General features: G+C 74.0%; 25 protein-coding genes. 15 read left to right on the top strand and 10 right to left on the bottom strand.

The genetic code is table 11. The annotated features are described in order from the left end of the window. Positions 1-80: 80 nt before the first annotated feature. Both OKX07_RS10200 and OKX07_RS10195 read right to left on the bottom strand, forming a co-directional pair. A complete protein-coding gene (locus tag OKX07_RS10200; protein WP_416220776.1) occupies positions 81-2,024 on the bottom strand; it encodes a glycoside hydrolase family 6 protein in 1,944 nt (647 codons plus the stop codon). A gap of 282 nt (positions 2,025-2,306) precedes the next feature. Then, positions 2,307-3,401 carry a LacI family DNA-binding transcriptional regulator gene (locus OKX07_RS10195; RefSeq protein ID WP_265627975.1) on the bottom strand — a complete coding sequence of 365 codons (1,095 nt, stop codon included), beginning with the start codon at positions 3,399-3,401 and terminating at the stop codon, positions 2,307-2,309. A 75-nt stretch (positions 3,402-3,476) separates the two neighbouring features. On the opposite strand from OKX07_RS10195, the gene OKX07_RS10190 reads away from it, so the two are divergent. Next, positions 3,477-6,143 carry a substrate-binding domain-containing protein gene (locus tag OKX07_RS10190; RefSeq protein WP_265627974.1) on the top strand — a complete coding sequence of 889 codons (2,667 nt, stop codon included), beginning with the start codon at positions 3,477-3,479 and terminating at the stop codon, positions 6,141-6,143. 99 nt (positions 6,144-6,242) lie between these two features. On the opposite strand, the gene OKX07_RS10185 is transcribed toward OKX07_RS10190, so the two are convergent. After that, positions 6,243-8,024, bottom strand: a complete 1,782-nt coding sequence (locus OKX07_RS10185) for a DEAD/DEAH box helicase (protein WP_265627973.1) — start codon at positions 8,022-8,024, stop codon at positions 6,243-6,245. A 262-nt stretch (positions 8,025-8,286) separates the two neighbouring features. Then, positions 8,287-8,694: a CoA-binding protein gene (locus OKX07_RS10180; RefSeq protein WP_265627972.1), complete on the bottom strand. Its 408-nt coding sequence runs from the start codon at positions 8,692-8,694 to the stop codon at positions 8,287-8,289. A 187-nt stretch (positions 8,695-8,881) separates the two neighbouring features. Between OKX07_RS10180 and OKX07_RS10175 the strand changes: the two genes are divergently transcribed. The 8 genes from OKX07_RS10175 (at position 8,882) to OKX07_RS10140 (ending at position 14,594) form a co-directional block, all read left to right on the top strand. Then, complete coding sequence (locus OKX07_RS10175; protein WP_265631891.1) at positions 8,882-9,436, top strand: CDP-alcohol phosphatidyltransferase family protein; 555 nt, start codon at positions 8,882-8,884, stop codon at positions 9,434-9,436. After that, on the top strand, positions 9,433-10,422 hold the full coding sequence (locus OKX07_RS10170) for a DUF881 domain-containing protein (RefSeq protein ID WP_265627971.1): 990 nt from the start codon (positions 9,433-9,435) through the stop codon (positions 10,420-10,422). The genes OKX07_RS10175 and OKX07_RS10170 overlap by 4 nt, the downstream gene beginning before the upstream one ends. Next, on the top strand, positions 10,419-10,751 hold the full coding sequence (locus OKX07_RS10165; protein ID WP_265627970.1) for a small basic family protein: 333 nt from the start codon (positions 10,419-10,421) through the stop codon (positions 10,749-10,751). The genes OKX07_RS10170 and OKX07_RS10165 overlap by 4 nt, the downstream gene beginning before the upstream one ends. Continuing rightward, positions 10,748-11,875 carry a DUF881 domain-containing protein gene (locus OKX07_RS10160; protein WP_265627969.1) on the top strand — a complete coding sequence of 376 codons (1,128 nt, stop codon included), beginning with the start codon at positions 10,748-10,750 and terminating at the stop codon, positions 11,873-11,875. The genes OKX07_RS10165 and OKX07_RS10160 overlap by 4 nt, the downstream gene beginning before the upstream one ends. A 146-nt stretch (positions 11,876-12,021) precedes the next feature. Then, positions 12,022-12,492, top strand: a complete 471-nt coding sequence (locus OKX07_RS10155) for an FHA domain-containing protein (RefSeq protein ID WP_265627968.1) — start codon at positions 12,022-12,024, stop codon at positions 12,490-12,492. A 94-nt stretch (positions 12,493-12,586) separates the two neighbouring features. Then, positions 12,587-13,249: a MerR family transcriptional regulator gene (locus OKX07_RS10150; RefSeq protein ID WP_416220873.1), complete on the top strand. Its 663-nt coding sequence runs from the start codon at positions 12,587-12,589 to the stop codon at positions 13,247-13,249. Positions 13,250-13,346: 97 nt separating this feature from the next. After that, the gene (locus OKX07_RS10145; protein WP_265631889.1) at positions 13,347-13,853 is read left to right on the top strand and encodes a bifunctional nuclease family protein; all 507 of its coding nucleotides are present in this window, start codon (positions 13,347-13,349) and stop codon (positions 13,851-13,853) included. Positions 13,854-14,009: 156 nt separating this feature from the next. Next, positions 14,010-14,594, top strand: a complete 585-nt coding sequence (locus OKX07_RS10140) for a MerR family transcriptional regulator (RefSeq protein WP_322746769.1) — start codon at positions 14,010-14,012, stop codon at positions 14,592-14,594. A gap of 49 nt (positions 14,595-14,643) precedes the next feature. Here the strand turns inward: OKX07_RS10140 and OKX07_RS10135 are convergent, their stop codons facing one another. Further along, positions 14,644-15,408 carry a ParA family protein gene (locus tag OKX07_RS10135; RefSeq protein ID WP_265627967.1) on the bottom strand — a complete coding sequence of 255 codons (765 nt, stop codon included), beginning with the start codon at positions 15,406-15,408 and terminating at the stop codon, positions 14,644-14,646. A 122-nt stretch (positions 15,409-15,530) separates the two neighbouring features. Here OKX07_RS10135 and OKX07_RS10130 point away from each other — a divergent pair, with 122 nt between their 5' ends. The 3 genes from OKX07_RS10130 (at position 15,531) to OKX07_RS10120 (ending at position 17,017) form a co-directional block, all read left to right on the top strand. Further along, positions 15,531-16,175 carry an MBL fold metallo-hydrolase gene (locus OKX07_RS10130; protein WP_265627966.1) on the top strand — a complete coding sequence of 215 codons (645 nt, stop codon included), beginning with the start codon at positions 15,531-15,533 and terminating at the stop codon, positions 16,173-16,175. 73 nt (positions 16,176-16,248) lie between these two features. Further along, on the top strand, positions 16,249-16,443 hold the full coding sequence (locus OKX07_RS10125; RefSeq protein WP_265627965.1) for a hypothetical protein: 195 nt from the start codon (positions 16,249-16,251) through the stop codon (positions 16,441-16,443). Between the two features lie 46 nt (positions 16,444-16,489). After that, complete coding sequence (locus tag OKX07_RS10120) at positions 16,490-17,017, top strand: GNAT family N-acetyltransferase (protein ID WP_265627964.1); 528 nt, start codon at positions 16,490-16,492, stop codon at positions 17,015-17,017. An 8-nt stretch (positions 17,018-17,025) separates the two neighbouring features. On the opposite strand, the gene OKX07_RS10115 is transcribed toward OKX07_RS10120, so the two are convergent. After that, positions 17,026-17,637 (bottom strand): DUF1349 domain-containing protein, encoded by a 612-nt coding sequence (locus OKX07_RS10115; RefSeq protein ID WP_265627963.1) that lies wholly within the window; start codon positions 17,635-17,637, stop codon positions 17,026-17,028. 239 nt (positions 17,638-17,876) lie between these two features. After that, entirely contained in the window at positions 17,877-18,647 is a 771-nt protein-coding gene (locus OKX07_RS10110; protein ID WP_265627962.1) for an SDR family NAD(P)-dependent oxidoreductase, read from the bottom strand. A gap of 94 nt (positions 18,648-18,741) precedes the next feature. Here OKX07_RS10110 and OKX07_RS10105 point away from each other — a divergent pair, with 94 nt between their 5' ends. Beyond that, the gene (locus OKX07_RS10105) at positions 18,742-19,284 is read left to right on the top strand and encodes a TetR/AcrR family transcriptional regulator (protein WP_265627961.1); all 543 of its coding nucleotides are present in this window, start codon (positions 18,742-18,744) and stop codon (positions 19,282-19,284) included. A gap of 128 nt (positions 19,285-19,412) precedes the next feature. Continuing rightward, a complete protein-coding gene (locus tag OKX07_RS10100) occupies positions 19,413-19,865 on the top strand; it encodes a hypothetical protein (protein WP_265627960.1) in 453 nt (150 codons plus the stop codon). A 34-nt stretch (positions 19,866-19,899) separates the two neighbouring features. Here OKX07_RS10100 and OKX07_RS10095 read toward each other — a convergent pair whose 3' ends face one another. Continuing rightward, entirely contained in the window at positions 19,900-20,847 is a 948-nt protein-coding gene (locus tag OKX07_RS10095; RefSeq protein WP_265631887.1) for an aldo/keto reductase, read from the bottom strand. A gap of 286 nt (positions 20,848-21,133) precedes the next feature. On the opposite strand from OKX07_RS10095, the gene OKX07_RS10090 reads away from it, so the two are divergent. Next, the gene (locus tag OKX07_RS10090) at positions 21,134-21,478 is read left to right on the top strand and encodes an RNA polymerase-binding protein RbpA (RefSeq protein ID WP_265627959.1); all 345 of its coding nucleotides are present in this window, start codon (positions 21,134-21,136) and stop codon (positions 21,476-21,478) included. 137 nt (positions 21,479-21,615) lie between these two features. Here OKX07_RS10090 and lnt read toward each other — a convergent pair whose 3' ends face one another. Together lnt and OKX07_RS10080 are read right to left on the bottom strand one after the other, a co-directional pair. Continuing rightward, positions 21,616-23,184, bottom strand: coding sequence for an apolipoprotein N-acyltransferase (lnt, locus tag OKX07_RS10085; protein ID WP_265627958.1), 1,569 nt, complete (start codon positions 23,182-23,184; stop codon positions 21,616-21,618). Positions 23,185-23,615: 431 nt separating this feature from the next. Beyond that, the gene (locus OKX07_RS10080; protein ID WP_265631763.1) at positions 23,616-25,241 is read right to left on the bottom strand and encodes an amidohydrolase; all 1,626 of its coding nucleotides are present in this window, start codon (positions 25,239-25,241) and stop codon (positions 23,616-23,618) included. Between the last annotated feature and the right edge of the window lie 2 nt (positions 25,242-25,243).

Genomic DNA, 25,243 nt, shown 5'->3' with positions numbered 1-25,243 from the left:
TGCCACCCGCTGCGAAGGGCCCTCCCGGACTGGTCCGGGAGGGCCCTTCGTCATGTCAGGCGTTCAGACGCCCGGGGTGATCAGCCCACCGTGCAGGTGGCGCCGTTCAGGGTGAAGGAGCTCGGCGCGGTGTTGGTGCCGCTGTGCGAGCCGTTGAAGCCGATGTCCACCGAACCACCGGCGGACAGCGACCCGTTCCAGGCCGCGTTCGCTGCCGTCACCGCGGTGCCGGACTGCGTCCAGTTGGCGCTCCAGCCCTGCGTGACCCGCTGGCCGTTCGCGAACGAGAAGCCCAGCGTCCAGCCGTTCAGGGAGGACGAACCGGTGTTGGTGACCCGCACCGACGCGGTGAAGCCGGTGTTCCAGCTGCTCGCCGAGTAGCGCACGGAGCAGGTGGCGCCGGGGTTCGACGTGGGCGTCGGGGTGGGCGTGACGGTCGGGGTGGGCGTCGGCGTGGGCGTCGGCGTGACCGTCGGGGTCGGCGTCGGGGTCGGGGTGGGGGTGACCGTCGGCGTCGGGGTCGGCGTCGGGGTCGGCGTGACCGTCGGCGTCGGGGTGGGGGTCGGCGTCGGCGTCGGGGTGACCGTCGGCGTCGGCGTGGGGGTCGGGGTCGGGCCGTTGTCGGCCACGATCACCGGGTACGCGTTGGCGACGAGCGTCCGGAACTGGGCCTCGAACCACTGGCCGGCCAGCGGCGCGTCCGGCGTGGCGCCGGTCAGCGTGTTGGCGAGCTTGGGCGACACGAAGGTCGGGTCGCACATGCGGTCGAAGCTCTTGCCCTGGTCGTTCGGGATCTCCTTCGACGCACCGTCGGACTCGCCCGGGGGCTTGATCCAGACGTACGCGTCGAGGTAGGAGGCCGCCGCGGGAGTGGCCTTCGGCAGCTCACCGATGCCGGCGCCGAGCGGGTTGCACCAGGCGCCGCGGTGGGTGCGCTTGTCGATGCGGGACTGGTCGACGTAGGTGTTGAGCGTCGTGCTCGTCGAGGCCGCGGTCGGACGGTTGGGGCCGCCCCAGCCGTTGCGGGACGTGTCGATGAGCATGCCCGTGCTGGACGGGAAGCCCTCGGCGACGAGGAGACGGTGCAGGTGCGCCGTCCACGCGAGCTCACCGAAGTCGGGGTTCCACTCGTAGTACGACGACGAACGGACCGGCGCACCGCCGACCTGCAGGTCGGGGTTGGGCAGGAACGGCTCGGCGAGCGGCGTCGAGTTCGCGGTGTTGGTCACGAACCCGTCGACGGACGCGTAGCCGAGCCGCGTGCTCTCGGCGACCTCGGCGAAGAGCGCTGCGGCCGGGGCCGCGTTGGTGTCCCAGCCGAGCCAGCCGGAGTGGGCCGCGTCGATGTACGTGTAGACGTTCGACATCGTCTTGAGCTCGTCGAGCGCGTACTTGACGCCCTCGCGGTAGTACGGCGCCGACGCCTGGCAGGTCGCCTCGGAGATGTTGGTGATGAGGTTCGGCAGCGAGTCGGGCTCGATCGTCGCCGCGATCCGGATGTCCCCGTACTTGGGGTCCGAGAGCAGGTCGACGATGGGGTCGATGTACTCGGTCTTGTACCGCGTCAGGCCGGCGGCGGTGGCAGGGAGCTCACCGTTCGACGCGAGCGCGAAGCAGTCGCGGCCGGGCAGGTTGTAGATGACGAGGTTGAAGACGAGCGGCGTGCTGCCGGTCTTCTGCTTGAGCGCCTCGTCGAGGTGGAACTTCAGGCCGTTGCCGTCGGCGTTGCCCGCGATCGCGCTGATGCGGTCCATCCACACCGCGGTCGGCTGCTTCGCCACCGTGCGCATCTGGGCTGCCAGCGTCGCGTTGCCGGCACGTGTGGCAGCGCTCTCAACAGTCGCTGCCCACGTGGGGTTCACGTACTGCTTGGCGCCTGCGTAGGGGTTGCCGACGTGAGCCTCGGCCGCGGTCGCGGCCGTGCTCGAGAGCGTCAGCGGCACTGCGACGAGCGCCGTTGCCGTCGCGGCGGTCGCGACGGCGCGCCAGCGCCGTCCGGCCGTTCGATTGCCGTGTAGGGACACGGGTGTCCTCCGGGGGGTCGGTCGGGGTTCGTACCCGGCCCTCGGCGGCGACGGATACGAGTCGCCGTGGACGGAGTCCTCGGCGACTGCTGCGGAATCCATCACGCGGCCGGGCCCAGCGGACGATCGCGAATCGTTTAGGCGTCCTCGCGTTACCAAATCGTTACCTGACGTTCAGGCCACCCACGCCCGTGTCTGTGCTGGTCAGGGCTCTGCGAGGGCGCGCCGCGGCCCTGCGGACAGCCAGGCCTGCCGCAGGAACCGAAGCGCTTGCCCCGTCCGTCAGCGCGAACGCGGCCCGGTGCTTCCTCGCACCGCCAGACCGCCCACCTCGATGTGGCGCAGGGGTGTCGGCTGGGAGTCCAGCACGGACAGCACGGCCTCGCCGACCGCCGTGCCGAGCTCGAGCTGCACCGAGGGCAGCGACGTGATCGACGGCGTCGCGAGCCGGCACAGCGGCGAGTCCGACAGCGCCACGATCGACACGTCCCACGGCACCGCCAGCCCGGTGCGACGCGCCACGTCGAGCGCCGCCACCGCCATGTGGTCGGTGTCGAACACCACGGCCGTCGGTGGCCGGTCGCCAGTCAGCAGGCGTCGGCACGCCGCCGCGGCCTCCTCCGGCGACCCGCCGGTGGGCTCGTGCGCGAGCGTCGCGCCCCCCGCGTCGAGTGCCCGCTCGAGGCCCGCGACCCGCGTGCGGGTGCGGTGCAGGGACGCCGGACCCGTCACCGAGCCGACGTGCCGGTGCCCCAGCTCCATCAGGTAGCGCCCCACCCGCTCCGCCGCGCCCTCGTCGTCGACCTTGACGTTCGCGACCTCGCCGGGCACCTCGCCCGCCCCGACCACCACCGCAGGGATCCGCAGCCGGCGCAGCGCGTCGAGCCGCGGGTCCTCGGTGCGGACGTCCGTGACGACCATCACGTCGAAGCGTCGCTCGGCCCACCACTCGCCGTAGAGCGTCACGGCGGCGGCCAGGTCGTCGACGACCTGCAGCACCAGGGCGAGGCGGCGGGTCGCCAGGACGTCCTGCAGCGCGACGACGAACTCCAGGACGTGCGCGCCGTAGCCGACGGCCCCGGTCAGTCCACGGTCGACGACGAGCCCGACGGCACGGGGGCCGCTGCGCATCGAGCGCGCCGCTGCGCTCGGTCGCCACCCGAACTCGTCGGCGACCCGCAGCACCCGTTCTCGCGTCGCGGCCGACACGCCGGGACGTCCGTTGAGCGCGTACGACACGACGGCGATGGACACCCCCGCGGCCTTGGCGACGTCGGTGATCGTCGGTCGGCGGGCGCCAGGGCCGCCGAGGACGGGCTGGGCTCCGGTCGTCGGAGAGACAGCTTCTTTGCCTGTGTCATGTGCAGGAGTGACCACGATCACCTAGTGTTGCGCCCGATGTGGGTGAAAAGCGATCAGCTCGACTCCGACGGCGTGGGCGAGGTGTGAAAGATGGTGACGGTCCGACGCGGAGTTCCCGCCACGGTGCGTCGGACGATCGGCGTCCTGTCCCCGGTCGTCGGAGGCTTCTACTTCGGTGCGGTCATCGCCGGTGTGGCCCGCGCGGCCCGCGGCGTGGGGCACCGTGTGGTGGCCGTCCAGACCTACCCGGCGGGCCTCGACCGTGAGCGCTACCCGGAGGAGTCGGTCCTCGACACGCCCGTCGCCCTGGGTGCCGTCGACGGCCTCGTGGTCATCGGCAAGGCCCTGAGTCCCGAGCGTCTGGCGGCCGTCCGGGAGTGGGGCGTCCCGGTGGTGCTGATCAGCGAGGACCCGGCCCACCCGGACGACCCGGTCGTCGTCCCGGACAACGTCGGCGGCGTGCGCGCGGCCGTGGAACACCTCATCTGGCATGGTCACAGCGCCATCGGCTTCCTCGGCAACCTCGGGCAGCGCGACATGCGCGAGCGCTTCGCGGCGTACCGCACGACCCTCGCCGAGCACGGCATCGACTCGGACGACTCCTGGTGGTACGAGGCCTCGGACAACCAGGAGCAGGGTGGCGCCGACGCCGCGGCGCGCATGCTGCAGGCCGGCACCCCCACCACCGCCGTCATCGCCGCGACCGACCGCAACGCCGTCGGCTTCCAGCGCGCCCTGCGTTCGCACGGGCTCGTGCTGCCGCGTGACCAGGCGGTCGTCGCGTTCGACCACGCCGACTCCGGGGCGCGTGTCAGCCCCCGGCTGTCGACGGTCGACGCGCACTTCGGCCGCGTCGGGGAGCACGCCGTGGGTCTTCTTCTCGCCCGGATGCGCGGCGACGACGTCTCACCTGGTGAGCACCGGGTCCCGTCCTCGCTCGTCGTCCGCGAGTCCTGCGGGTGCACCGAGATCACGTCGCCGGGTGGCGTCGACGAGGACCTGAGCGGTTCGGAGCTGCTTCGCCGCCTCGCGGAGGCGGCGTTCGCGGGCCCCGCGGGCTCGACGGTGTCACGACGGGCCGGGCCCGACGCACGCGAGGCGTGGTGGCGTGCCGTCGAGGAGCCGGTGGACGTCGCCGCGGAGCGCGGCATCTCGCCCGCACCGGCGGCCCTCGGCCGGTTGTCCGACCTGACCGCGGCCCTGCAGCCGCATCCCGAGGCGCTCGAGCAGATGGTCGCGGTGCTGCGATCCGTCGAGTGCCGTCGCGTCGCCTCTCTCGACGAGAGCCGCGCCGCCCACGCGACCGCGGTCCGCCGGGCCGTCACCGACGTGCTGCTCGCGGTGACGAAGGGCTGCACGCGCGCGATGCTCGCGCGCAGCGGCCAGCTCGAGCGCACGATCGTCGACCAGTACGAGGTCGACATGGACCTGCTGCGGGGAGACGGTGCGAGCCCGCGGGCGCTCGGCTGGCTGCCGCGCGGCGTGCGCGGCCACGCGTGCCTGGGGCTGTGGGTCGGCACCGACCGCGGGCCCGGGGACCGCGAGATGGAGATCGTCGGCGTCCACGACACGAGCGGGACGCTGTCGCGGCTCGTGGGCGTACGCACCACCGCCAGCCAGTTCCCGCCCGCCGCCCTCACGCGCGCCGGGACCGTCGGGTCGAACGAGCTGACGTTCGTCGTCCCGGTGACGTTCGGCGGCAGCGACTGGGGGCTGCTCGCCATCGACGGGACCGTCGAGACGCGCGCGACGCAGCCGCGCGACCGCTTCAACCACTGGGCCGCGCTGCTGGCCGTCGCACTCGACCAGGAGCGGCTGCTGGGGTCGCTGCGCGAGCAGCGCAAGGCCCTCGAGCAGGCCGCCGCGCGCGAGCGCGCCCTGGCCGACACCGTGCGCGAGAGCGAGGAGCGGTACGCGCTGGCCTCGATGGCCGCGCACGACGGCACGTGGGACTGGGACGTGTCCGCGGGTGCGGTGTACTACTCGCCGCGGTGGAAGCAGACGCTCGGCTACGCCGAGGACGTCATCGGCGACCAGCCGTCGGAGTGGCTCGAGCGCGTCCACCCCGCCGACCGCGACGAGCTGTCGGCCGCGATCGCGGCCCAGCTCGCCGGGTGCGGCACGCCCCTGGAGCTCGAGCACCGGGTGCGCACGCATTCGGGCGACTACCGCTGGATGATGTGCCGGGCGGTGACCGTCCTGGACGACGCGGGCTGCCCCGCGCGGCTCGTCGGCACGCTCGTGGACGTCACCGAGCGCAAGGAGGCGGAGATCGCGCTGCAGCGCGACGCGCTGCACGACCCCGAGACGGGCCTGGTCAACCGGCTGCTGTTCCTTGACCGCCTCGGCGCCGCGCTGCTGCGCTGCCGTCGCTCGTCGTCGTACGACTGCGCGGTGGCGCTGGTCCGGGTCGTCGACCCCGGCGCGATGATGCGCGACGACGCCGACCACGCCCCGGACGTGCACCGGGAGGTCGTGCGCCAGCTCCGTCGTCCGCTGCGGGAGGGCGACACCACCGCGCGCACGAGCGAGGACGACTTCGCGATCCTCGTCGACGACGTCGGCGCCGGGGGTATGCCGGACCGGCTCACCGAGCTGCTCGAACGGCTGCGCCGCGAGATCGGGCCGCGGGTCGCGATCGGCGTGCTGCAGTCCGTGCGCGGCATGCGCGACGTCAACGAGGTGCTGCGGGAGGCGGACATCGTGCTGCTGCGCGGCCAGACCCGCATCGACCCGCGGAACGCACCCGTGCGCTGACGCGCACCCCCTCCGCACCCGGCCACCTGCCGCACCCCGCAGCAGCAACGACGACGGGGCGCCACCGTGAGGTGGCGCCCCGTCGTCGTGCGGGTGTCGTCAGGCGTGCGTGCGGTGCACGCGCTCGCCGCGCGAGGCGCCGTGCGACGGGCTGTGCGGCGGGTGCGTGGCCTGCGGCCCGGTGTCGAGCCGGATACGCAAGGGGCGACCGGCGACCCGCGTCCGACCCAGCTTGTCGACGACCTCGGCCGTCAGGCCGTCGGGGATGTCGACGAGCGCGAAGCTGCCGAAGATGTCGATCTTGCCGACGTCCTTGCCGGTCAGGCCGCCCTCGCCCGTCAGCGCGCCGACGAGCGCGCCCGGCTGCAGACCGTCACGGTGGCCGACGGCGACGCGGTAGCGCGGCCGTCCGCTGGGGCCCGAGGTGATGGGGCGGCGACGGTTGCCCGCCACCTGCCCGCCGCGGACCTCCTCCGAGCGCGTCTCGCGTGCCCGGCGCACGGCGTCGTCGAGGTCCTCGACCTCGGCCTCGGCCAGCGGGCCGATGTCGCCGACCGCGAGCGCCGCGACGGCGGTGAGCAGGTCGACGAGGTCGATCCCCGGGTTGGCGTCCAGGTGCTCGCGGACGGCCTCGCGGACGACGTCGAGCCGGCCGGCCGTCATCCGCTCGCCGGTGCGGGCCAGCAGTGCGGTCGCCTTGTGCGCGCTGACCTGGGCCGGCGTGGGGATGGTGACCTCGACGAGCGGCGAGCGAGTGGTGCGCTCGATCTGGCGGAGCCGGGGACGCTCGCTGGGCGTGACGAACGTCAGCGCCTCACCGGTGCGTCCGGCGCGGCCGGTGCGGCCGATGCGGTGCACGTAGGCCTCGGGCTCGCGCGGCAGGTCGAGGTTCACGACGAGGCCGATGCGCTCGACGTCGAGGCCGCGTGCGGCCACGTCGGTCGCGACGAGCACGTCGAGCGCGCCCGAGCGCAGCCGCTCGACGATCCGCTCGCGGTCGGACTGCGCCACGTCCCCGGAGATGTGCGTGGCGGAGATGCCGCGCTGCACGAGTGCGTTGCCGACCTCCTCCGCGGCCTCGCGCGTCCGCACGAACACGATGGCGGCGTCTGCGTCGCTGACCGCGAGCACGCGCGCGAGCGCACCCGTCTTGTGCCGGTAGGGCACGACGGCGAACGTCTGGCGCACGGAGTCGACCGTCGACGACTGCCGGGTGACGGCGACCGAGACGGGGTTGACGAGGTGCTGGTCGGCAACGCGCCGGATCTGCGTCGGCATGGTCGCGGAGAACAGGGCGACCTGGCGGCCGGCGGGCGTGCCCGACAGGACCTTGTCGACGTCCTCGGCGAAGCCCATCCGCAGCATCTCGTCGGCCTCGTCCAGGACGAGGAAGCGGACGTCCGCCAGGCGCAGCGTGCGGCGCTCGATGTGGTCGATGACGCGGCCGGGCGTCCCCACGACCACCTGCGCGCCGCGTGCGAGGGCGCGCTGCTGCGGCAGGTACGGCGACCCGCCGTACACCGGGACGACCTGCAGGCCCGGCATGTCGACCGCGAACGACTGGATCGCGTCGGCGACCTGCATCGCGAGCTCGCGGGTCGGCGTCAGGACGATGACCTGGACCTGGGCGATGTCGGGGTCGATCAGCTGCAGCAGGGGCAGGCCGAAGGCCGCGGTCTTGCCGGTGCCGGTCTGGGCGACGCCGACGACGTCCCGGCCGGCGAGCAGAGCGGGGATCGTGGCCGTCTGCACGGCGGTGGGGGCGGTGAACCCGAGGCGGTGGACGGCCTGGAGGAGCTCGGGGGTCAGACCGAGGTCGTCGAAGCTGTCGACGTGGACGTCGGGTGTCGTGGGCAGGGCAGAGGGCAGCGAGGTGCTCATGGGTGACCGTTCGGTGGCAGTGGGGGAGACCCGGGGCGTCATCAGACGCACCGACGCCGCTCACCCCGAACCAGACCACGCGCCGCTGACTGCGGCGCACGCATGTGCACACAGGGGGGTGCTGGCCGGTTGACCCGGCTGACCCGCCCGACGAGAGGGGGATGCGACACGACTCCAGATGTCCCGGACAGCCTACCTGCCATCGTCGCTCCGCGGGGGAGTGCTCCGGGGTGACCTGGCACACGCCGCGGCCGGAGGGGCGTCATCCCAGGTCGCGGGCCCGTCCTTCGATCGCGGGGCAGGTGTCCTGGACCACGACCAGCCCGGCCGCCCGCGCGCGCGCCACGGCGTCGTCGGCGTGCACGCCGAGCTGCAGCCACACGGCGCGCGCCCCGACCGCCACCGCCTCTTCCACCACGGCGCCCGCGAGCGCGCTGTTGACGAACACGTCGACGACGTCGGGCGCTGCGGGCAGGTCCGCCAGCCGGGCGTACCCCGGGGCCCCGTGCACCGCCTCGGCCCGCGGGTGGACGGGCACGATCGTGTGCCCGATCCGCTGCAGGTACGCCGCCACTCCGTGGGCGGCGCGCGCCCGGTTGCCGGACAGGCCGACTACCGCCCACGTGCCCGGGGTGCGCAGCAGGGCGTCGATCACGCGCGCGTCGTCCATGGCACCGAGCCTGCCAGACCCCCGCCGCGGCGGGCGGGACGCACGTCCGGGTGATGCGCGGACGTGCATGCGGCGTCGCGGCGCGGTGTCACGGGGCCTGCGACATAGGATCGCGAGAAGGACGACGACGGGGGAGGGCGTGACGGACGAAGCACCGGCGAGCGCGCGCGTGCTCACCGTGCCGAACATGATCAGCCTCGCGCGGCTGCTCCTGGTCCCGGTGTTCGCGTGGCTCGTCTTCCAGGGGCACGACGCCTGGGCCCTCACCGTCCTGCTGGTCTCGGGTGCGAGCGACTGGCTCGACGGCGTCCTGGCCCGACGCATGCACCAGGTCACCCGCCTGGGCCAGATGCTCGACCCTGCCGCGGACCGCCTGTTCATCCTCGTCACCCTGATCGGGCTGGCGTGGCGTGACGTCGTCCCCGTCTGGCTCCTGGTCGTCCTCGTCGCCCGGGACGTCGTGCTGGCGGTGATGCTCTTCGCGCTCGCGCGGTCCGGGTACCCGCCGCTGCGGGTGCACCTGGCCGGCAAGGCCGGGACGTTCGCGATCATGTACGCGTTCCCGCTGCTCCTGCTCTCGGAGTGGCCCGCGCCCGTCGGTGTCGTCGCCGGGGTGCTGGGCTGGGCGTGCGCGCTGTGGGGGCTCGCCCTCTACTGGTTCGCCGGTGCGCTGTACCTGGCCCAGGCGACCTCCGTGCTGCGCCGCGACGCCCGCGCGCCCCGCGCGGCGAGGGCGACATGAGCCGCCGCCACGCGGAGCCCGGACCCGCGCGGGCCGCCGACGAGTCGATGACGCTCATCAACGAGGTGTACCGCCGCCCCCTCGACCCCGGGTACGCGGAGGCCGCCGCCCGGCGGTCCGCCGGCACCGCGCCCGCGCGCACCGTGCAGGGGGGTGCCGCGCTGCTGGTCCTGGCGGTCCTGCTCGGGGCGTTCGCGACGACGTCGGCCGTCGCGCTGCGTCGGCCCGCACCCGCGGTCCTCGAGGCCCGCGCGCTGCTCGAGACGGAGATCCGTGAGCGCACGGCGCACGCGGACGAGCTGCGGGAGGCCAACGCCGCGCTGTCGGCCCAGATCGCTCAGCTCCAGGGCCGGGCCGCCTCGACCGACGACCCGGAGCTGTTCGCGCAGCTGCAGCGTGACGCCGTGCCTGCGGGCGTCGTGGCCGTCACGGGGCCGGGGCTGCGCGTGGTGCTCACGGACGGTGTCCCCGCAGAGGGCGGGGCGGACGACGACGACAGCGCCCTGGTCCTCGACCACGACCTGCAGACCCTGGTCAACGGGCTGTGGGCCGCGGGGGCGGAGGCGGTCGCCGTCAACGGCGAGCGAGTCCTGTCGACGACCGCGATCCGCAGCGCGGGCGCCGCGGTCCTGGTCGACAGCACCGCCCTGAGCAGCCCCTACACGGTCGACGCGATCGGCGACTCCGCGACGATGCAGACGCGGCTCGCGCGCCTGTCGGCCGGTCAGCAGCTGGCGTCGTTGGCCCAGTACGGCATCGAGGTCCGGATGACCGCGCAGCGCTCCCTGGAGCTGCCGGGGCGCGGTCAGCTCACGCTGCGCTCGGCACAGGTCCTCGGTCCCACCCCGGACGTGCCGCCCGCGGACGGCACGTCCGAGACGGCGACGGGTGCCGACGCGGCAGCGGCGTGGGACCCGGTGAACCTTGGGACGGGGTCATCCGATGTGGCAGGGTCAGGGCGTCGCGATGGAGAGGAGTCCCGGTGATCGCCGTGATCGGGCTCGTGCTGGGAGTGCTCGCCGGGCTGGTCATCGAGCCGACGGTCCCCGCGAACCTGCAGCCCTACCTGCCCATCGCCGTGGTCGCGGCGCTGGACGCGCTGTTCGGTGGACTGCGCGCGTACCTGGACGGCATCTTCGACGAGCGGGTGTTCCTGACGTCGTTCCTGTCGAACGTGGTCGTCGCGGCGCTGATCGTGTTCCTCGGCGACCAGCTGGGCGTCGGCTCCCAGATGACGACGGCCGTGATCGTCGTGCTCGGCATCCGGATCTTCTCCAACGCGGCGTCGATCCGCCGGCACCTGTTCAAGGCATGACCCGCGAGGACGGCCCGAGCCCGTCGCCGTACGGTCCCTCGGGTGCGGGTGACCTGCCGGACGACGGACCGGTGATCGACCCGCGGGACCCGCTGGGCCTCGGGGACCTGCCGTTGCTCGACGACGGTCTCGACGACCAGGACGTCCCCGTCGTCGACGCCGACACGCTCGACGACGTGGACGACGTGGACGACGTGGACGACGTGGACGACGTGGACGACGTGGACGACGTGGACGACGACGCGGCGTCCCTCGCCCCCGGGGGAGCCGGGGCACCGGACCTCGTGCCGGCTCCCGCCGCAGCCGGCACCCATGCCTCGGAGCCCGACGCCGAACCGCCGGCGGTCTCGGCGCCGACCGCAGCCGTGCGCCGCGTGGCGCCGTCGGCAGCCGTGCGGCCCGAGCGCTCGGGGTGGGCGCGCTTCGGGCACGCCATGCGCCCGCGCACGACGCAGGGGCAGCTCATCGCGGCCGGGCTGTGCGCGCTGCTGGGCTTCGCCCTGGTCGCCCAGGTGCGTCAGACCACCGACACGCAGCTCGGTGCGCTCCGGCAGAACGACCTGGTGCGCCTGCTGGACGAGACCACGACCCGCACGGACGAGCTCGAGCAGGAGTCGCTGGACCTCCAGCGCGAGCGCGACGAGCTGCTCTCGGGCTCCGACCGGCAGCAGGCCGCGCTCGACGCCGCGCGTCGGACCGCGGAGATGCAGGGGATCCTCACGGGCCGGCTGCCGGCCACCGGGCCCGGCGTGCGCATCACGCTCACCGAGCTGGACGGCGAGATCCGTCCCGCCACGATGCTGCACGTGCTCGAGGAGCTGCGGAACGCGGGCGCCGAGGCGATGGAGCTCAACGGCCTGCGCATCACGGCGAGCAGCGCGTTCACCGGGACGCGTGGTGCGATCGTGCTCGACGGGACGAGCCTGGTCTCACCGTTCCGGTGGACCGTCATCGGGGACCCGGACACCATCGCGCCGGCGTTGGAGATCCCGGGCGGAGCGCTGGCGCGCGTGCGGGCAGACCGCGGGCGCGGCACCGTCGAGAAGTCCGACCGGGTCGACGTGACAGCGGTCCGGGACCTGCCCGCGCCGGTCCACGCGACGCCCGTCGACGACGAGGGCTGAGACCCGCGGCGTGCGTGCTGCGTCACCCGGCCGGCGGTGCTGCGGTGCTGCGCGTGCGCGCCGACACCGCATAGGGTGAGTCCCGCAAGGCTGGGTCGACGGCGAGCACGCTCGCACAGGTGCCCGCGACCACACGGGAGGTGCGCATGAGCGACGATCGACGGGCGCCGGACGGCGGGCTCCCCGCCTACCGGGCCGACGGTCCGGACACGACCGTCAGCTTCGGCTCGCTGGACCCCACCGAGCTGGACATTGCACCGGTCGGGCTCACGGGGGACGAGGCCGCGGCGGTCCACGCGCTGCCTCCGACGTCAGCGCTGCTGCTGATGCAGCGCGGGCCGAGCGCGGGTGCGCGCTTCCTGCTCGACGCGGAGAGCACGACCGCCGGCCGCAGCACGAAGGCCGACATCTTCCTCGACGACGTCACCGTCTCGCGCAAGCACGCGGAGTTCGTCCGGGACGGGCGGCAGTTCGTCGTGCGGGACATCGGCTCGTTGAACGGCACGTACGTCAACCGCGCGCGCATCGACGCGGCACCGCTGCGTCCTGGGGACGAGGTGCAGATCGGCAAGTACCGGATGACGTTCCACCCCAGCCCCCACCGTGACGCGTCCTGACCGCGCGGTGACGGCGGCCGTCGAGCAGACCGACTCGTCGGACGCGCCCGACGCGGTCGAGCCGTGGCCGCGGGGCATCTCCCGCCGTGCGTCGATGCGGATCTCCGACGTCCTGGCGGCGCTGCGGATCGAGTTCCCCGCGGTGACGACCTCCAAGCTGCGGTTCCTCGAGGAGCAGGGGCTGGTCTCGCCGGTGCGGACGCAGGCGGGGTACCGCCAGTACTCGCCGGCGGACGTCGAGCGGCTGCGGTTCGTGCTGCGCCAGCAGCGCGACCGGTACATGCCGCTGAAGGTCATCGGCGAACGTCTTGCGGCACTCGACGCCGGGCAGGACGAGGAGGTGCCGACGCGGGCCCGTCTCGCGACGCGTGACGGTGTCGCCCCGTCCCCGGACCGGCTCACGGCCGAGCGTCTCGCGCAGGAGGCGGGTGTCGAGCTCGAGCTCGTCACCGAGCTCGTGCGCCAGGGCGTGCTGCGCCCCGGACCGCGTGGCGTGTTCGACCCGTGGGCGCGCGAGGTGGTCACGGTCGCGGCCGCCCTCGCCGATCACGGCATCGACGCACGTCACCTGCGCGCGTTCCGCGCCGCGGCGGACCGCCAGACCGACCTGGTCGACCAGGTCGTCGCGCCGTGGCGGGGTCAGCGCAGCGTGTCCGCCCGGGCACGCGCGGGCACGCTGGCCGCGGAGGTCGGTGAGCTGTGCGCGCGGATGCACGCCGCGTTGGTGCGGTCCTCGGTCCACGACCTCGCACCCTGAACCGGTGCCGCCCCGTGCGGCGCACCGGAACGGCCACGGGCAGACGCCGCGCGCTGCGCGACGTAGCGTGGGGTCCGTGGGCGGTATCGAACCCGAGATGGTCCCGGTCGAGGTCGTCGGTGTGCGCACGCACCTGGCCGACGACGAGATCGTCGTGCTGCTGCTCGACGCGGACGCAGCGCTCCTCGTGCCCATCCTGATCGGGCCTGCGGAGGCCTCGGCGATCGCCTCCGCGCAGGCCGGGATCGTGCCGCCCCGCCCGATGACGCACGACCTGCTGCGCAACGCGCTCGTGGCGGCCGGCGCACCCGTGGACCACGTGGAGATCAACCGGCTCGAGGACGGCGTGTTCCACGCCGCGCTCGTGCTGGCCTCGGGCCGGCACGTCGATGCGCGCGCCTCGGACGCGATCGCGGTGGCCCTGCGGTTCGGCTGCCAGGTGCTGTGCTCGGCGGAGGTCGTCGCGCTGGCCGGCGTCGAGGTGCGGCCGGCGGCGAGCGAGGACGACCTGGCGCAGTTCCGCGAGTTCCTCGACCACGTGTCGGCCGAGGACTTCGAGACCGGTCAGGACCCGAGCGCGGAGGGCGGACCACGTGCGAGCTGATCCGATCGGGTGAAAACCCTCGATGTCCACCTGAAGGTGAGACCACTGCTCCCGACACGCCGAGGGCGGTTCGTTGCACCCTCGACCATGCAGGCCTAGCGTGACCGAAGAACCAGCACAGCGCGGCGCCTCGCGGCGCCGCCGAGGGAGGGCCCCGTGATCCGCAACGAGAGTGCCGACAGCTCCGGCACGATCCCGCAGCACGCGCAGGGCCTGCTGTTCGACGACGACCTGCCCGACCTGGACGTGACCACGGGGTACCGGGGGCCCACGGCGTGCCGCGCGGCGGGCATCACGTACCGCCAGCTGGACTACTGGGCACGCACCGGGCTCGTCGAGCCGTCCGTCCGTCCCGCGACCGGTTCCGGTACCCAGCGGCTCTACTCGTTCCGCGACATCCTCGTGCTCAAGGTGGTCAAGCGGCTGCTCGACACGGGGGTCTCGCTGCAGCAGATCCGCTCCGCCGTCAGCCACCTGCGGGAGCGCGGGGTCGACGACCTCGCCCAGATCACCCTGATGTCCGACGGCGCCAGCGTCTACGAGTGCACCTCGGCGGACGAGGTCATCGACCTGGTCCAGGGCGGTCAGGGCGTCTTCGGCATCGCCGTCGGCCGTGTCTGGCGAGAGGTCGAGGGCACGCTCGCCGCCCTGCCGACCGAGCGCGCTGACGACGACGCGCCCGTGGTGCCGGCTGCCCACGACGAGCTCGCGCTGCGTCGGCAGGCACGCACCGCCGGCTGACCTGCCGCAGGTCGGTCTGCCGACGTGCGCACCACGACCCCGCGAGGGGTCAGCGGCGCGGGGCGCGCAGCGCCCGCTCCAGCAGCTGGTCGAACACGTCCGCGAGCTCGGCCGCTGCGGCACCGGGCCACACGTGCACGGGCTGCGCGGCGCCCTGCGCCTGCTGCAGCGCCGCCCGCTCGGGGACGTTCGGGCTCAGGACGAGCGGGCCGTAGAGCGTCTGCAGCTCCTGCAGGCGGTAGGCCTGCTCGACCGAACGCGCGCGCACCCGGTTGACGACGATGCCCAGCGGCTGCAGCGCCGGCGCGGGTCCGCGACGCAGCTCGTCGATCGTGCGCATCGCGCGCCCCACGGCCATGACGGCGAACAGACCGGGCTCGGTCACGACGACCGCGCGGTCGCAGGCGGTCAGACCGGTGCGGGTCAGTCCGCCGAGCGACGGCGGGCAGTCCACGAGGACCAGGTCGTAGCCCTGCACCCAGGACAGCGCGTAACGCAGCCGCTCGGCGTCGGAGTCGTCGACGCGGTCGTGCAGCACGGAGCGCTCGGAGCCGGTGAGGACGTCGAGCCCGTCGTCCGCCCAGGTCGAGGGCACGGTCGCTGCGGCCACGGACTGCGCGGACGGGGCGTCGAGGACCGACGCGACGTCACCGAGCCCGGGAGCCGTGCCGAGCGCCATCGTGGAGTCGCCCTGCGGGTCGAGATCGACGACGAGCGTGCGCAGACCGCGCTCCAGTGCGGCCGAGGCCAGCCCGAGCGTCACCGAGGTCTTGCCCACGCCACCCTTGAGGCTGCACACACCGAGGACCAGCACGGCGCAACCGTAGCCGGGTGAGGCGAGTCTCACGAAACCTCGGGGCGACACGCCGCACCGTCCACCCACCCGCGTGATGCGGTGCCGGGCGGATGCGTCCTGGTCTGCGCCAGGATGGGTGCATGGCACTCACCCTGACCCGCCTCGGCCACGCGTGCGTCCGCGTCGGCACCGCCCACGGCTCGTTCAGCATCGATCCCGGGACGTTCAGCGACGTGCCTGCGGCCCTCGACGGCGTGAGCGTCGTCCTGATCACCCACGTCCACCCCGACCACGTCGACGTCGCGGCGCTGGCGGCGGCGGACGACGTCGAGGTCCATGCTCCGACCGAGGTCCTCGACGCGCTCAGCGAGGCAGGCGCCCGGCGCGACCGCCTGCACGCGGTCGCCGCGGGGGACCGGCTCGACGTCGAGGGCGTGGCCGTGCAGGTGCTCGGGGAGCTGCACGAGCTCATCCACGCCGACGCGCCGCGGCCCGCGAACGTCGCGTACCTGCTCGACGGCGTCGTCCTGCACCCCGGGGACTCGTACACGCTGCCGCCGGCGGGCACCGAGGTCGACGTGCTGCTGGAGCCGATCGGTGCGCCCTGGCTGCGCCTCGGCGACGTCGTCGACCACGTCCGCGCCGTCGCCCCGCGCCTCGTGGTACCGATCCACGACGTCCTGCTCAGCGACCCGGGGCGGGCGAGCGCCGTGCGGCTGCTGGGCATGCTCACGTCGGCGCAGGTCGTCACGCTGACGACGGGGGAGACCCTCACCGTCGGGTGAGGGAGATGGTGCGTGCCGCCTCGCCGTCGGCGTGCCCGGCCGCTAGCGTGGTCCGCGGCGAAAGGAGACCGACATGACCCAGTCGTTCGACGACACGCAGGTGCCCGAGCTCGAGTACGACGAGACGATCCCCCCGCGACCCGAGGAGGAGGTCGCCGATGTCGCGCGCGCCACGCCGGACCGCGCCGGCCACGGCGGGGAAGCGGTGGCGCCGGTGGACGCCCACCTGACCGCGGACGACGCATCGCCGGCCCGACGGGTCGATTGAGGCGTGTTCCGGACGAACGTCCGTGTCGATGGGGCATGCTGAGCCGGTGCTGATCCGACGCGTCGACGAGGACGACTGGCCGATCGTCAAAGAGGTGCGGCTGCGCGCCCTGCGTGAGTCCCCGGACGCGTTCGGGTCGTCGCTCACCCGTGAGGAGAGCTTCGCGGAGTCCCACTGGCGCATGCGCGTGCGCACCAGCGCCACCTGGGTGGCGGTGGACGACGCGGGGGAGTCGCGTGGTCTGGTGTCGGTCGTGCAGGAGCCCGGCTCGGCCGAGGACGACCGGCACGTCGTCTCGCTGTGGGTGGCGCCCGAGGTGCGACGCCAGGGGATCGGGTGGGCGCTGCTGGATGCCGTCGTGCGCAGCAGCGCGGCGGACGGTGCCGCGACGGTGTCGCTGTGGGTCGTCGACGACAACGCGTCCGCGGTCGACCTGTACGTACGGGCAGGATTCACCCGTACAGGCGAGCGTCAGGTGCTGCCGCGCGACCCGGACCGGACCGAGGAGCGCTACGTGCGTCACACCGACACCGGCGGTCTGACGGGTCGCCCCGCGGGGCCGGCGGCGGGCTGAGTCGCGGCTCAGGAGCCGTCGCGGACGTCGACCAGCCGGGCGCTGGTGAACCGGACCTGGTCGAACGCGACGGCGCAGCCGTCACCGGTGGGGGACTGGGCCTCGAGCCCGACGCTCGCGGAGGAGGACGGGTCGTCCAGGGCGAAGAACCGGATCATCCGCCACACGGTCCCGTCGACGGACGCGTGGTACGCGTACGTGTGGTCGATCCGCGAGATCCGCAGCCACACCGACGGGCCGTCGACGACGAAGGCGTTCGCGTCGTCCGAGATGCCGCGGTTGACGACCGAGACGATCGTGGGTTCACCGTCGGGGGAGTACTCGAAGCAGAGCTTCCCCCAGTGGCGGTCGTCGACCCACAGCAGGAGCACCCCGGCGTCGAAGGTCGCGGCGAACTCGACGGTCACGCGGGCGCTGAGCTGGAAGTCGCCGGTCGGCGGCGTGCCCAGCAGGGTGGCGGCGTCCAGCGTCGGCACCGCGCTGCCAGGATCGACGAAGATGTCGGTGCGCGGCGCGGAGGTGACCCGGACCGCACCGGAACCGGGGTCGACGTCCCAGGTGGGTCCTGGTGACGCCGTCAGCGGGAACGGGACACCCGGAACGTGCTGCGGATCCGTCATGACGACTCCCTGGAGGTCGTGGCGCCGCACGCCCGACGGTCCGCGCGGCTTCTCACCGGCTCGACGACGACGTCGAGCCGTGCCAGCCTCCCAGAACGAGGCTGCCGGCGTCGTGGGTGCGAGGAGGGGGTCGGACGCCTCTTCTGGAGCCGTAATGTCATAATGTACATTATCGGCGTAGCAGCCGTGCAGCGGGACGGGGCCGTCCCGCACTCGCGCCGCCCCGACCGGCGCCTGGCTCATGCCCTGTCGCGCATCATCTGCTCGGCGGTCCGGAGCGAGACGCGCCGCGGCAGGACGCGCGACGCCAGCACGGCCAGGGCGCTGTTGGCGCGACCGTCGACGACCGATGGCGACGACCTCCGGAGGGCCTTCCACGCCGTGTCGACGACCTGGTCCGGCGTGCGCTTGTTCTTCGCCGCGCCCGGGTTCATCGGCGTCTCGGTGTCTCCCGGCGAGACCGCGAGGACCCGGACCCCGTGACCGCGGTTCTCCTCGGCCATCGCCTCGGTGAGCATCAGGACGTAGGACTTCGACGCCGCGTACGCCGCGAGGTGCGGCATCGGCTGGTAGGCAGCCGCGCTCGCGACGTTGATGATCGTCCCGGTGCCTGCTGCGCGCATCCGGATGATCGCTGCACGCGTCAGCAGGGTCAGTGCGGTGACGTTGAGGTCCACCATGGCGCGCAGCGCTGCCTCGTCGGCGCGCGCGAGATCACCCTCGAGTGCCACGCCGGCGCAGTTGACGAGGTGGTCCAGGCGACGGAGGCCGCTCGTGAGCCTGTCGGCGAGGGCCGCGACCTCGGCCGGCCTGGCGAGGTCCGCGACGTGGACCTCGACGGCGATCGGGTGCTGGGCGCGCAGCTCGTCGGCCAGGACCTCCAGGGCGGCGCCGGAGCGCGCGACCAGGACGAGGTCGTATCCCTCGCGGGCGTAGCGGCGGGCGAACTGCTCACCGATGCCTGAGCTGGCTCCGGTGACGACGGCGAGCGGACGGGAAGGGGTGGTCATGGTGCTCCTCTCGGGGATCCCCCAGCATAAGCGGATCAAGTATCCGAGCGGAACATGCATCCGATTGGATCGGAGGTCCGGATAGGGTGTGCAGATGGACGGTCTTCGCCGGGACGCGGCGCGCAACCGTGCCCGGATCCTCGACGCTGCCCGCGACCTCGCCGCGCAGGACGTGCCCCTCGCGCTCAACGCGGTCGCCCGCGCTGCCGACGTGGGCGTCGGGACGGTCTACCGGCACTTCGCGACGGCGGACGAGCTGGAGGAGACGCTGGTCTGGGAGCAGCTCGACGCGCTCGCCGAGATCCTGCGTCACGCGGAACCCGCGCAGCTCGAGCACGTCCTGACGGCGCACTTCACCCTGCTCGTCGAGGACGCCGTCTTCGAGAGGGTGACGGCCCGCGCGCGTCCGGTGCTGGATCGGACGGCGACGACGCGCACAGCACTCGTCGGCCGGCTGGCGAACCTGCTCGAACGCGCCCGGACGCAGGGCGCGGTGCGCGCCGACGTCGACGCGGCAGGTGTGCTGCTCCTGATGTGCGGGCTCGCGCACGCGGTCCGCAGCGCCGAGGTCGCGGCCGACAGCGTCCCGGCCCGGGCGTTGCTGCGGGTCGTGCTCGACGGCCTGCGCGCGCCCTGAGCACCGCGACGGGCGCAGGTGCGTGACGTCGGGCCGCGAGCCGACCACAGTCGCCCGCTCTGCGCGGGTGATCCACAGATCTGCGACCTGCGCCCCGCGGGCCGCGCCTCCGCCTGCAGGCTCGCGTCATGGACACGTACGACTCCCCCGGCTGGGCCGCCCCCGGCCCTGACGACGACCTGCCCGTCATCCCGACCCACCCGTTGCGCGACGACGAGGACATCCTCGAGGTGATGCTGTCGCTCGTGGGCCCCGAGCGCGCCGGGCCGCCGGCGCTGTGGCTCGTGCTGCTGGACGCCGACGGCATGATGCTGCCCGTCGTGCTGCCGCTGAGCGGCATCCCGCTGCAGCCGGAACCGGCGCAGGTGCGCCAGGTCATGGTGGCGATGGCCGACATCCTGCGGCACGACGCGCCGGGCGGGTCGCTGGCCGCGGGCATCGTGCGCGCCGCCGGCGGTGACCGGGGCTCGTTCGAACGCGTCTGGGAGCACGCTCTGCGCACGGCGGCCGACGACCGCGGCGTGCGTGTCAGCGCGGTCGTGGCGGTCGGCGAGCACCGCGCACGCGTCCTCGGATCGTGACGTGGACGGCGACCCGTCCCCCGCGCCGTGCGCGTCAGACGGGCCCGGGCGACGCGTCGTCGATCGCGGCGAGCTGCTCGAGCGTCGGCTCCCACAGCGCCGCCGTGACGTTCGCGCGCACCTGCTCGGGCGTCCGGGCGCCGGAGATGACGGACGCGACGGCGGGCTGCGCGGCCAGGCCACCGAGCGCGACGGTCGGCAGGTCGACACCCCAGGAGGCGGCGAGCGAGGCCAGCGCCTCGATGCGGTCGAAGTCCGCGGCGGCGAGCCGGTGCGGCATGCGCGCGAGCCTGCTGCCCTCGGGGGCGTCGGCGCCACGGCGGTACTTGCCCGTGAGCAGACCGGACGCGAGGGGCACGTACGGCAGGATGCCGACGCCGACGTGCTCCGCCGCCGGCACCAGGTCCGCCTCCGCGCCGCGGTCCAGCAGGTTGTACCGGTTCTGCGCGGACACGAACGGCGAGGTCCCCGCGCTGCGCGCGACCCAGTCCGCGTCGACGACCTGCCACGCCGCGAGGTTCGACGAGCCGAGGTAGCGGACCTTGCCCTCCACGACGAGCTCGTGCAGCGCCGCCAGCGTCTCCTCGACCGGGGTCGCCGGGTCGGGGGCGTGCAGCTGGTACAGGTCGACGTGGTCGGTGCCCAGGCGCCGCAGCGAGCTCTCGATCGCCCGCCGGACGTACCGACGCGACCCGCGTGCGCCCCAGTCGGCGCCGTTGAGCCCGCCGACGTCGAGACCGAACTTGGTGGCCACGACGACGTCGTCGCGGCGACCGCGCAGGGCCGCCCCGAGCAGCTCCTCGCTCTGGCCGGGCACTCCCCCGTACACGTCGGCGGTGTCGAAGAACGTGACGCCGGCGTCGAGCGCGGCGGTCACGACCTCGGCCACCCCGTCGGGCGGGAGGGTCGCGCCGAAGGTGTTGCACCCCAGGCCGGCCGCCGAGACGGTCAGGCCGCTGTCGCCGAGCCGGCGGAACGTCATGGTCATGCGCTCAGCCTAGGCACGAGGTCCCTGTGGTCGTCGCGCTCACCCGACCGGACCAACGAGGCGGACGAAATCTGCGTCGACATCGTCCGCTCCCCCGGTACGGCGCGCGACGACGTCGTGTTCCTGCCACAGTGGGTGTTCACCAGACCTTCACGGCGGGCCGGAACATCGAGGTCCCCGGCCACGTTGAAGGTCAGGTAGCAGATCGATTCGATTCGCGATCCGGCAGGCCCCCCAGCACCACCCCGGCGGCCGGAACGACACGGCACGGAGGTCCACCATGGCCAACAGGTCCCTGCGCGGCATGCGCATCGGGTCCCACAGCATGGAGACCGAGGAGGGCGTCGACTTCGCCCCGCGGCTCCAGGCTCACTACGACTGCCCCAACGGTCACACCATCATCCTGCCGTTCTCGGTCGAGGCCGACGTGCCGGTGGTGTGGGAGTGCCGCTGCGGCACCGAGGCGCTGCTGCGGGACGCGTCTCGCCCCGAGGCGAAGGCCGGCAAGCCGCCGCGCACCCACTGGGACATGCTCCTCGAGCGTCGCACGGTGAACGAGCTGCAGGAGCTGCTCGACGAGCGGCTCGGCCTGCTGCGCGCCGGCAAGCTGCGCCGCAGCGCCTGAACCGGGCGCAGACGCCTCACGCACGACCCCGACGCCCCGGTGAGGTCACCGGGGCGTCGTGCTGCCCGGGTCCTGTCGCGCGGGGCGGGCAGAGCCGGCGCGTCGGGCAGAGCCGGCGGTCCCGGTCCGCGGACCGGTCATGCCGGCCCCTCGGGCCGCTCGTCGCGCCGCAGGCGGGCCGCCCCCACCATGCCCGCGAGCACGGCCCACACGGCCAGCACGTTCGCGACCTGCGCCGGCCGGTCCCCCGCGCGCGTCGCGGGGGTCAGCGTGTCGCGCAGCGGCAGCGTCGCGACCATCTGGTCGGCCGTGAACAGCCCGGTGCGCTCCACGACGACGCCGTTGGGCTCGATGACCGCACTGACGCCGACGGTCGAGATCTGCACGGTCGCGCGGCCGTGCTCGATGGCCCGCAGCCGCGACATGGCGAGCTGCTGCGTCGACTCGTCCGACCACCCGAAGGACGCGTTGTTGGTCTGCACGACAAGCACCTCACCCCCCGCCGTGACCGCCTCGCGCACGATCGCGTCGTACGCGACCTCGAAGCAGATGACGTCCCCCAGCACGACGGTCCGGCCCAGGCGCGGTGAGTCCAGCGGGATCACCCCGGGCTCCGTGCCGGGCAGCATGTCGCGGGTCACCAGGTCCACGGCGTCGGAGAAGTGCCGCACGAGCGAGCGCATCGGGATGTACTCGGCGAACGGCGCGGGACGTTGCTTGGAGTAGGTGGCCACCGGCCCCTCCCCCGGCACCCACAGCACGGCGGTGTTGTAGCGCCCGCCGGACTCCGGGTACTGCACGGTGCCGACGAGCATCGGCGCGGCCACCTCCTGCGCGACGCCGTCGATGAGGCCCGCGGCCTCCTCGTCGACCTGCGGGTCGATGTCCGTGCCGTTCTCGGGCCACAGGACGACGTCGAGCTCTCCGGGATCGACCTGGTCGAGGAGGGCCCGGGTCCCCGCGACGTGGTTGTCCAGGACCTGGCGACGTTCGCCGAACGCGTCGAGCTGCCCCGGCTCGGGGACGTTGCCCTGCACCGCACCGACCCGCAGGGTGCCGTTCTGCGCGACCGTGTCGAGCGGGACGAGCAGGGAGGCCAGGACGAGCCCGCAGGCCGCGCCGAGAGCGCCCAGCGTGCGTCCGAGGACGACCTGGCTCGCGGCGAGCGCGGCCCGCGCCAGCAGCACCCCGAGGGCGGCGACGACAGCGCTGAGCAGCGGCGTGCCGCCGAGCCACATGTAGGACGCGAGCGGTGAGTCGGCCTGCGAGAACGCCAGCCGCCCCCACGGGAACCCCCCGAACGGCCACGCGGAGCGCAGCTCCTCGGCCGCGACCCACAGCAGCACGAACGCGAGCAGCTGCCACGCCCCGCTGCGCCACACGGCGTGCCCGCGTCGCGCCCACGCCCAGGCCGCACCGAACAGCGCGACGTACGACGCCTCGAGCACGGTGAGCGCGAGCCACGGCACGGGGCCGACGGCGTCGTCCGCCCACGTGATCATCGGGCCGATGCACGCCAGGCCCCAGACGAGGCCGACCAGCGCGTTCCAGCGTGCGGAGTCCCGCCGCAGGGCCAGGTAGAGCAGGGCCATGCCGAGCGGGGCGAGCAGGGAGATGCCGGGATCCGGGAACGCGAGTCGCGTGATCCACCCGCCGGACGCGGCCAGGACGAGCGTCAGCCAGCGGGCGGACGGCGGGACGGGCACCGCAGCAGGGTACGTCAGCGGGCTGGGCGTTCCACGTCCGACGCCCGGAGCCGACCGGGGACCGCACGGTCCTGCTCCGACCAACCGGCCCGCGCGCCCTTCGTACCGGCGAGGACGAGTCCTGCCGTTTTCTGTTGAGCGCGCGGGCCCGGTCGGAGCTCAGACCGTGCGACACCGGTCAGTGGTACGTGGGTCCCCCTCCGGTGCCCGCAACGACGGGCCACTGCGAAACTACCCGCCTCACTCCCCCTGTCAAGCGGACGTCCGGCCTGGTCAGGAGGATCGGCCCAGGCCAGGGTGCCCGGTTCGTCGGATGTCCAAACGCTTCACCCGGCGTGTCGCCCGCGTGTCGCGATTCACCACGTCCAGGACGATTCGCCGCACCCTCGGCAGGGCCGGTTTTTTCACCCGCACCCACCGACATCGGCTCCTCAGGCGAGCGTGTCGTGCACGACGACCCCGTCGCGCACGGTCCGCAGGCACTGCGGTGCGGGCTCGTCGGGGCCCAGGTCCGGCAGCAGCGGGCTGCCCGCGCGGGCGTCCGCGCTCCACGACGACGTGCGTGACGCCTGCACGACGAGGTGCTCGGCGCGCCAGACCGCCAGGTGCGCCGGGGACCCGACGCGCAGCTCGCCGGCGTGGTCGAGGCCGGCCAGGCGCCACCCTCCGCGCGTCGCCGCCCGGAACGCCGCGCGCACCGAGATGCGCTGGTCGGGCTCGCGGTGCGTGGACGCGGCGCGCACCCCGCCCCACGGGTCGAACGGGGTGACGGGCGAGTCGGAGCCGAGGGCCATCGGCACGCCCGCCGCGGCGAGATCGGCGAACGGGTTCAGCGCCGCTGCGCGACCCCGACCCAGGCGCGCCGCGTACATGCCGTCCGGGCCGCCCCACGCGGCGTCGAACGCCGGCTGCACGGACAGCCGCAGGCCGAGCAGCACGATCTGCGCCAGGGAGTGGGCGTCGACCATCTCGGCGTGCTCGATGCGGTGGCCCGCCGCCGCGATGGCCGCGGTGCCCTCGACGTCCGCGGCGGCCCGCAGCCCCAGCAGCAGCTCGTCGAGGGCGCGGTCGCCGATGACGTGGAACGCCGCGTGGGAGCCGGCGCGGGTCACCGCGGTCACGTGGTTGGCGATCTGCTCGGCCGACAGGTGCAGCGTGCCGGTCGACCCGGGTGCGTCGGAGTACGGCTGGCGCAGCGCAGCGGTGCGCGACCCCAGCGAGCCGTCGACGTTGAGGTCACCCCCGATGCCGGTCAGCCCGGGCAGGTCGGCCAGCAGTGCGCGGGCGTCGTCGACGGTCACGCACGGCTCACCCCGGTAGCCCACGACGAGGGGTACGCCCGACGCGGCGTCCGCCGTCGCGGAGAGCAGCTCACGCAGCCCGTCGCGCGTGTCGACGTGCGGCGCGGACTGCTCGTGCACGGCGACGATGCCGGCCGCCGCCGCCTGCGCGAGGACCCCGCGGTACAGCGCCGTGCGCCGCTGCGGGTCGACCGCGCGGGCGACCGCGCGCGCCGCGTGGTGGGCGGCGCCCTCGACGCGGCCGTCGTCGGACCAGCCCGGCAGGTCGCGCAGGCCGGCGACGTCGGCCAGGGCGCTCGAGACGACCGCGGAGTGCACGTCGACGCGCGCCAGGTACACGGGCAGCCCCTGGCCCACGACGTCGAGCTCCGCCCGCGTCGGTGGGCGCCGGGTGGGCCAGGCGCCCTCGTCCCAGCCCGTGCCGTGCACGACGCTCCGGTCGCCCGCGGCGCGCGCGGCGGCGACGCGTGCGACCGCGTCGAGCACGTCGGGCAGGTCGCGCACTCCCCCGCCGGCCGTCAGGTCCAGGCCCTCGCCCGCCAGCGCCGTCTCCAGCAGGTGCACGTGCGCGTCGACGAAACCCGGCGCCACCAGCGCCCCGTCCAGCTCGACGACCTCGTCGACGCCCGCCACCAGACCGTCCGCGGTGTCGTCGGAGCCCATCCAGGCCACGACGCCGTCCTGGACCAGCAGCGCCTCGGCGAACGGGTCGGCGGACGAGTGCACGACGCCGTGCCGGTAGAGGGTGGAGCTCACAC

It is taken from the genome of Cellulomonas sp. S1-8 (genome assembly GCF_026184235.1).
Taxonomy (GTDB): Bacteria; Actinomycetota; Actinomycetes; order Actinomycetales; family Cellulomonadaceae; genus Cellulomonas.
Note: the sequence above shows the minus strand (reverse complement) of the source record. Positions and strands in the feature narration are given on the sequence as shown.

Bases quoted from the DNA above. Each gene is read 5' to 3' on its own strand.
- OKX07_RS10190 (WP_265627974.1), top strand. From the start codon at position 3,477: ATGGTGACGGTCCGACGCGGAGTTCCCGCCACGGTGCGTCGGACGATC.
- OKX07_RS10185 (WP_265627973.1), bottom strand. From the start codon at position 8,024: ATGAGCACCTCGCTGCCCTCTGCCCTGCCCACGACACCCGACGTCCAC.
- OKX07_RS10180 (WP_265627972.1), bottom strand. From the start codon at position 8,694: ATGGACGACGCGCGCGTGATCGACGCCCTGCTGCGCACCCCGGGCACG.
- OKX07_RS10175 (WP_265631891.1), top strand. From the start codon at position 8,882: ATGATCAGCCTCGCGCGGCTGCTCCTGGTCCCGGTGTTCGCGTGGCTC.
- OKX07_RS10170 (WP_265627971.1), top strand. From the start codon at position 9,433: ATGAGCCGCCGCCACGCGGAGCCCGGACCCGCGCGGGCCGCCGACGAG.
- OKX07_RS10160 (WP_265627969.1), top strand. From the start codon at position 10,748: ATGACCCGCGAGGACGGCCCGAGCCCGTCGCCGTACGGTCCCTCGGGT.
- OKX07_RS10155 (WP_265627968.1), top strand. From the start codon at position 12,022: ATGAGCGACGATCGACGGGCGCCGGACGGCGGGCTCCCCGCCTACCGG.
- OKX07_RS10150 (WP_416220873.1), top strand. From the start codon at position 12,587: ATGCGGATCTCCGACGTCCTGGCGGCGCTGCGGATCGAGTTCCCCGCG.
- OKX07_RS10145 (WP_265631889.1), top strand. From the start codon at position 13,347: ATGGTCCCGGTCGAGGTCGTCGGTGTGCGCACGCACCTGGCCGACGAC.
- OKX07_RS10130 (WP_265627966.1), top strand. From the start codon at position 15,531: ATGGCACTCACCCTGACCCGCCTCGGCCACGCGTGCGTCCGCGTCGGC.
- OKX07_RS10125 (WP_265627965.1), top strand. From the start codon at position 16,249: ATGACCCAGTCGTTCGACGACACGCAGGTGCCCGAGCTCGAGTACGAC.
- OKX07_RS10115 (WP_265627963.1), bottom strand. From the start codon at position 17,637: ATGACGGATCCGCAGCACGTTCCGGGTGTCCCGTTCCCGCTGACGGCG.
- OKX07_RS10110 (WP_265627962.1), bottom strand. From the start codon at position 18,647: ATGACCACCCCTTCCCGTCCGCTCGCCGTCGTCACCGGAGCCAGCTCA.
- OKX07_RS10105 (WP_265627961.1), top strand. From the start codon at position 18,742: ATGGACGGTCTTCGCCGGGACGCGGCGCGCAACCGTGCCCGGATCCTC.
- OKX07_RS10100 (WP_265627960.1), top strand. From the start codon at position 19,413: ATGGACACGTACGACTCCCCCGGCTGGGCCGCCCCCGGCCCTGACGAC.
- OKX07_RS10095 (WP_265631887.1), bottom strand. From the start codon at position 20,847: ATGACGTTCCGCCGGCTCGGCGACAGCGGCCTGACCGTCTCGGCGGCC.
- OKX07_RS10090 (WP_265627959.1), top strand. From the start codon at position 21,134: ATGGCCAACAGGTCCCTGCGCGGCATGCGCATCGGGTCCCACAGCATG.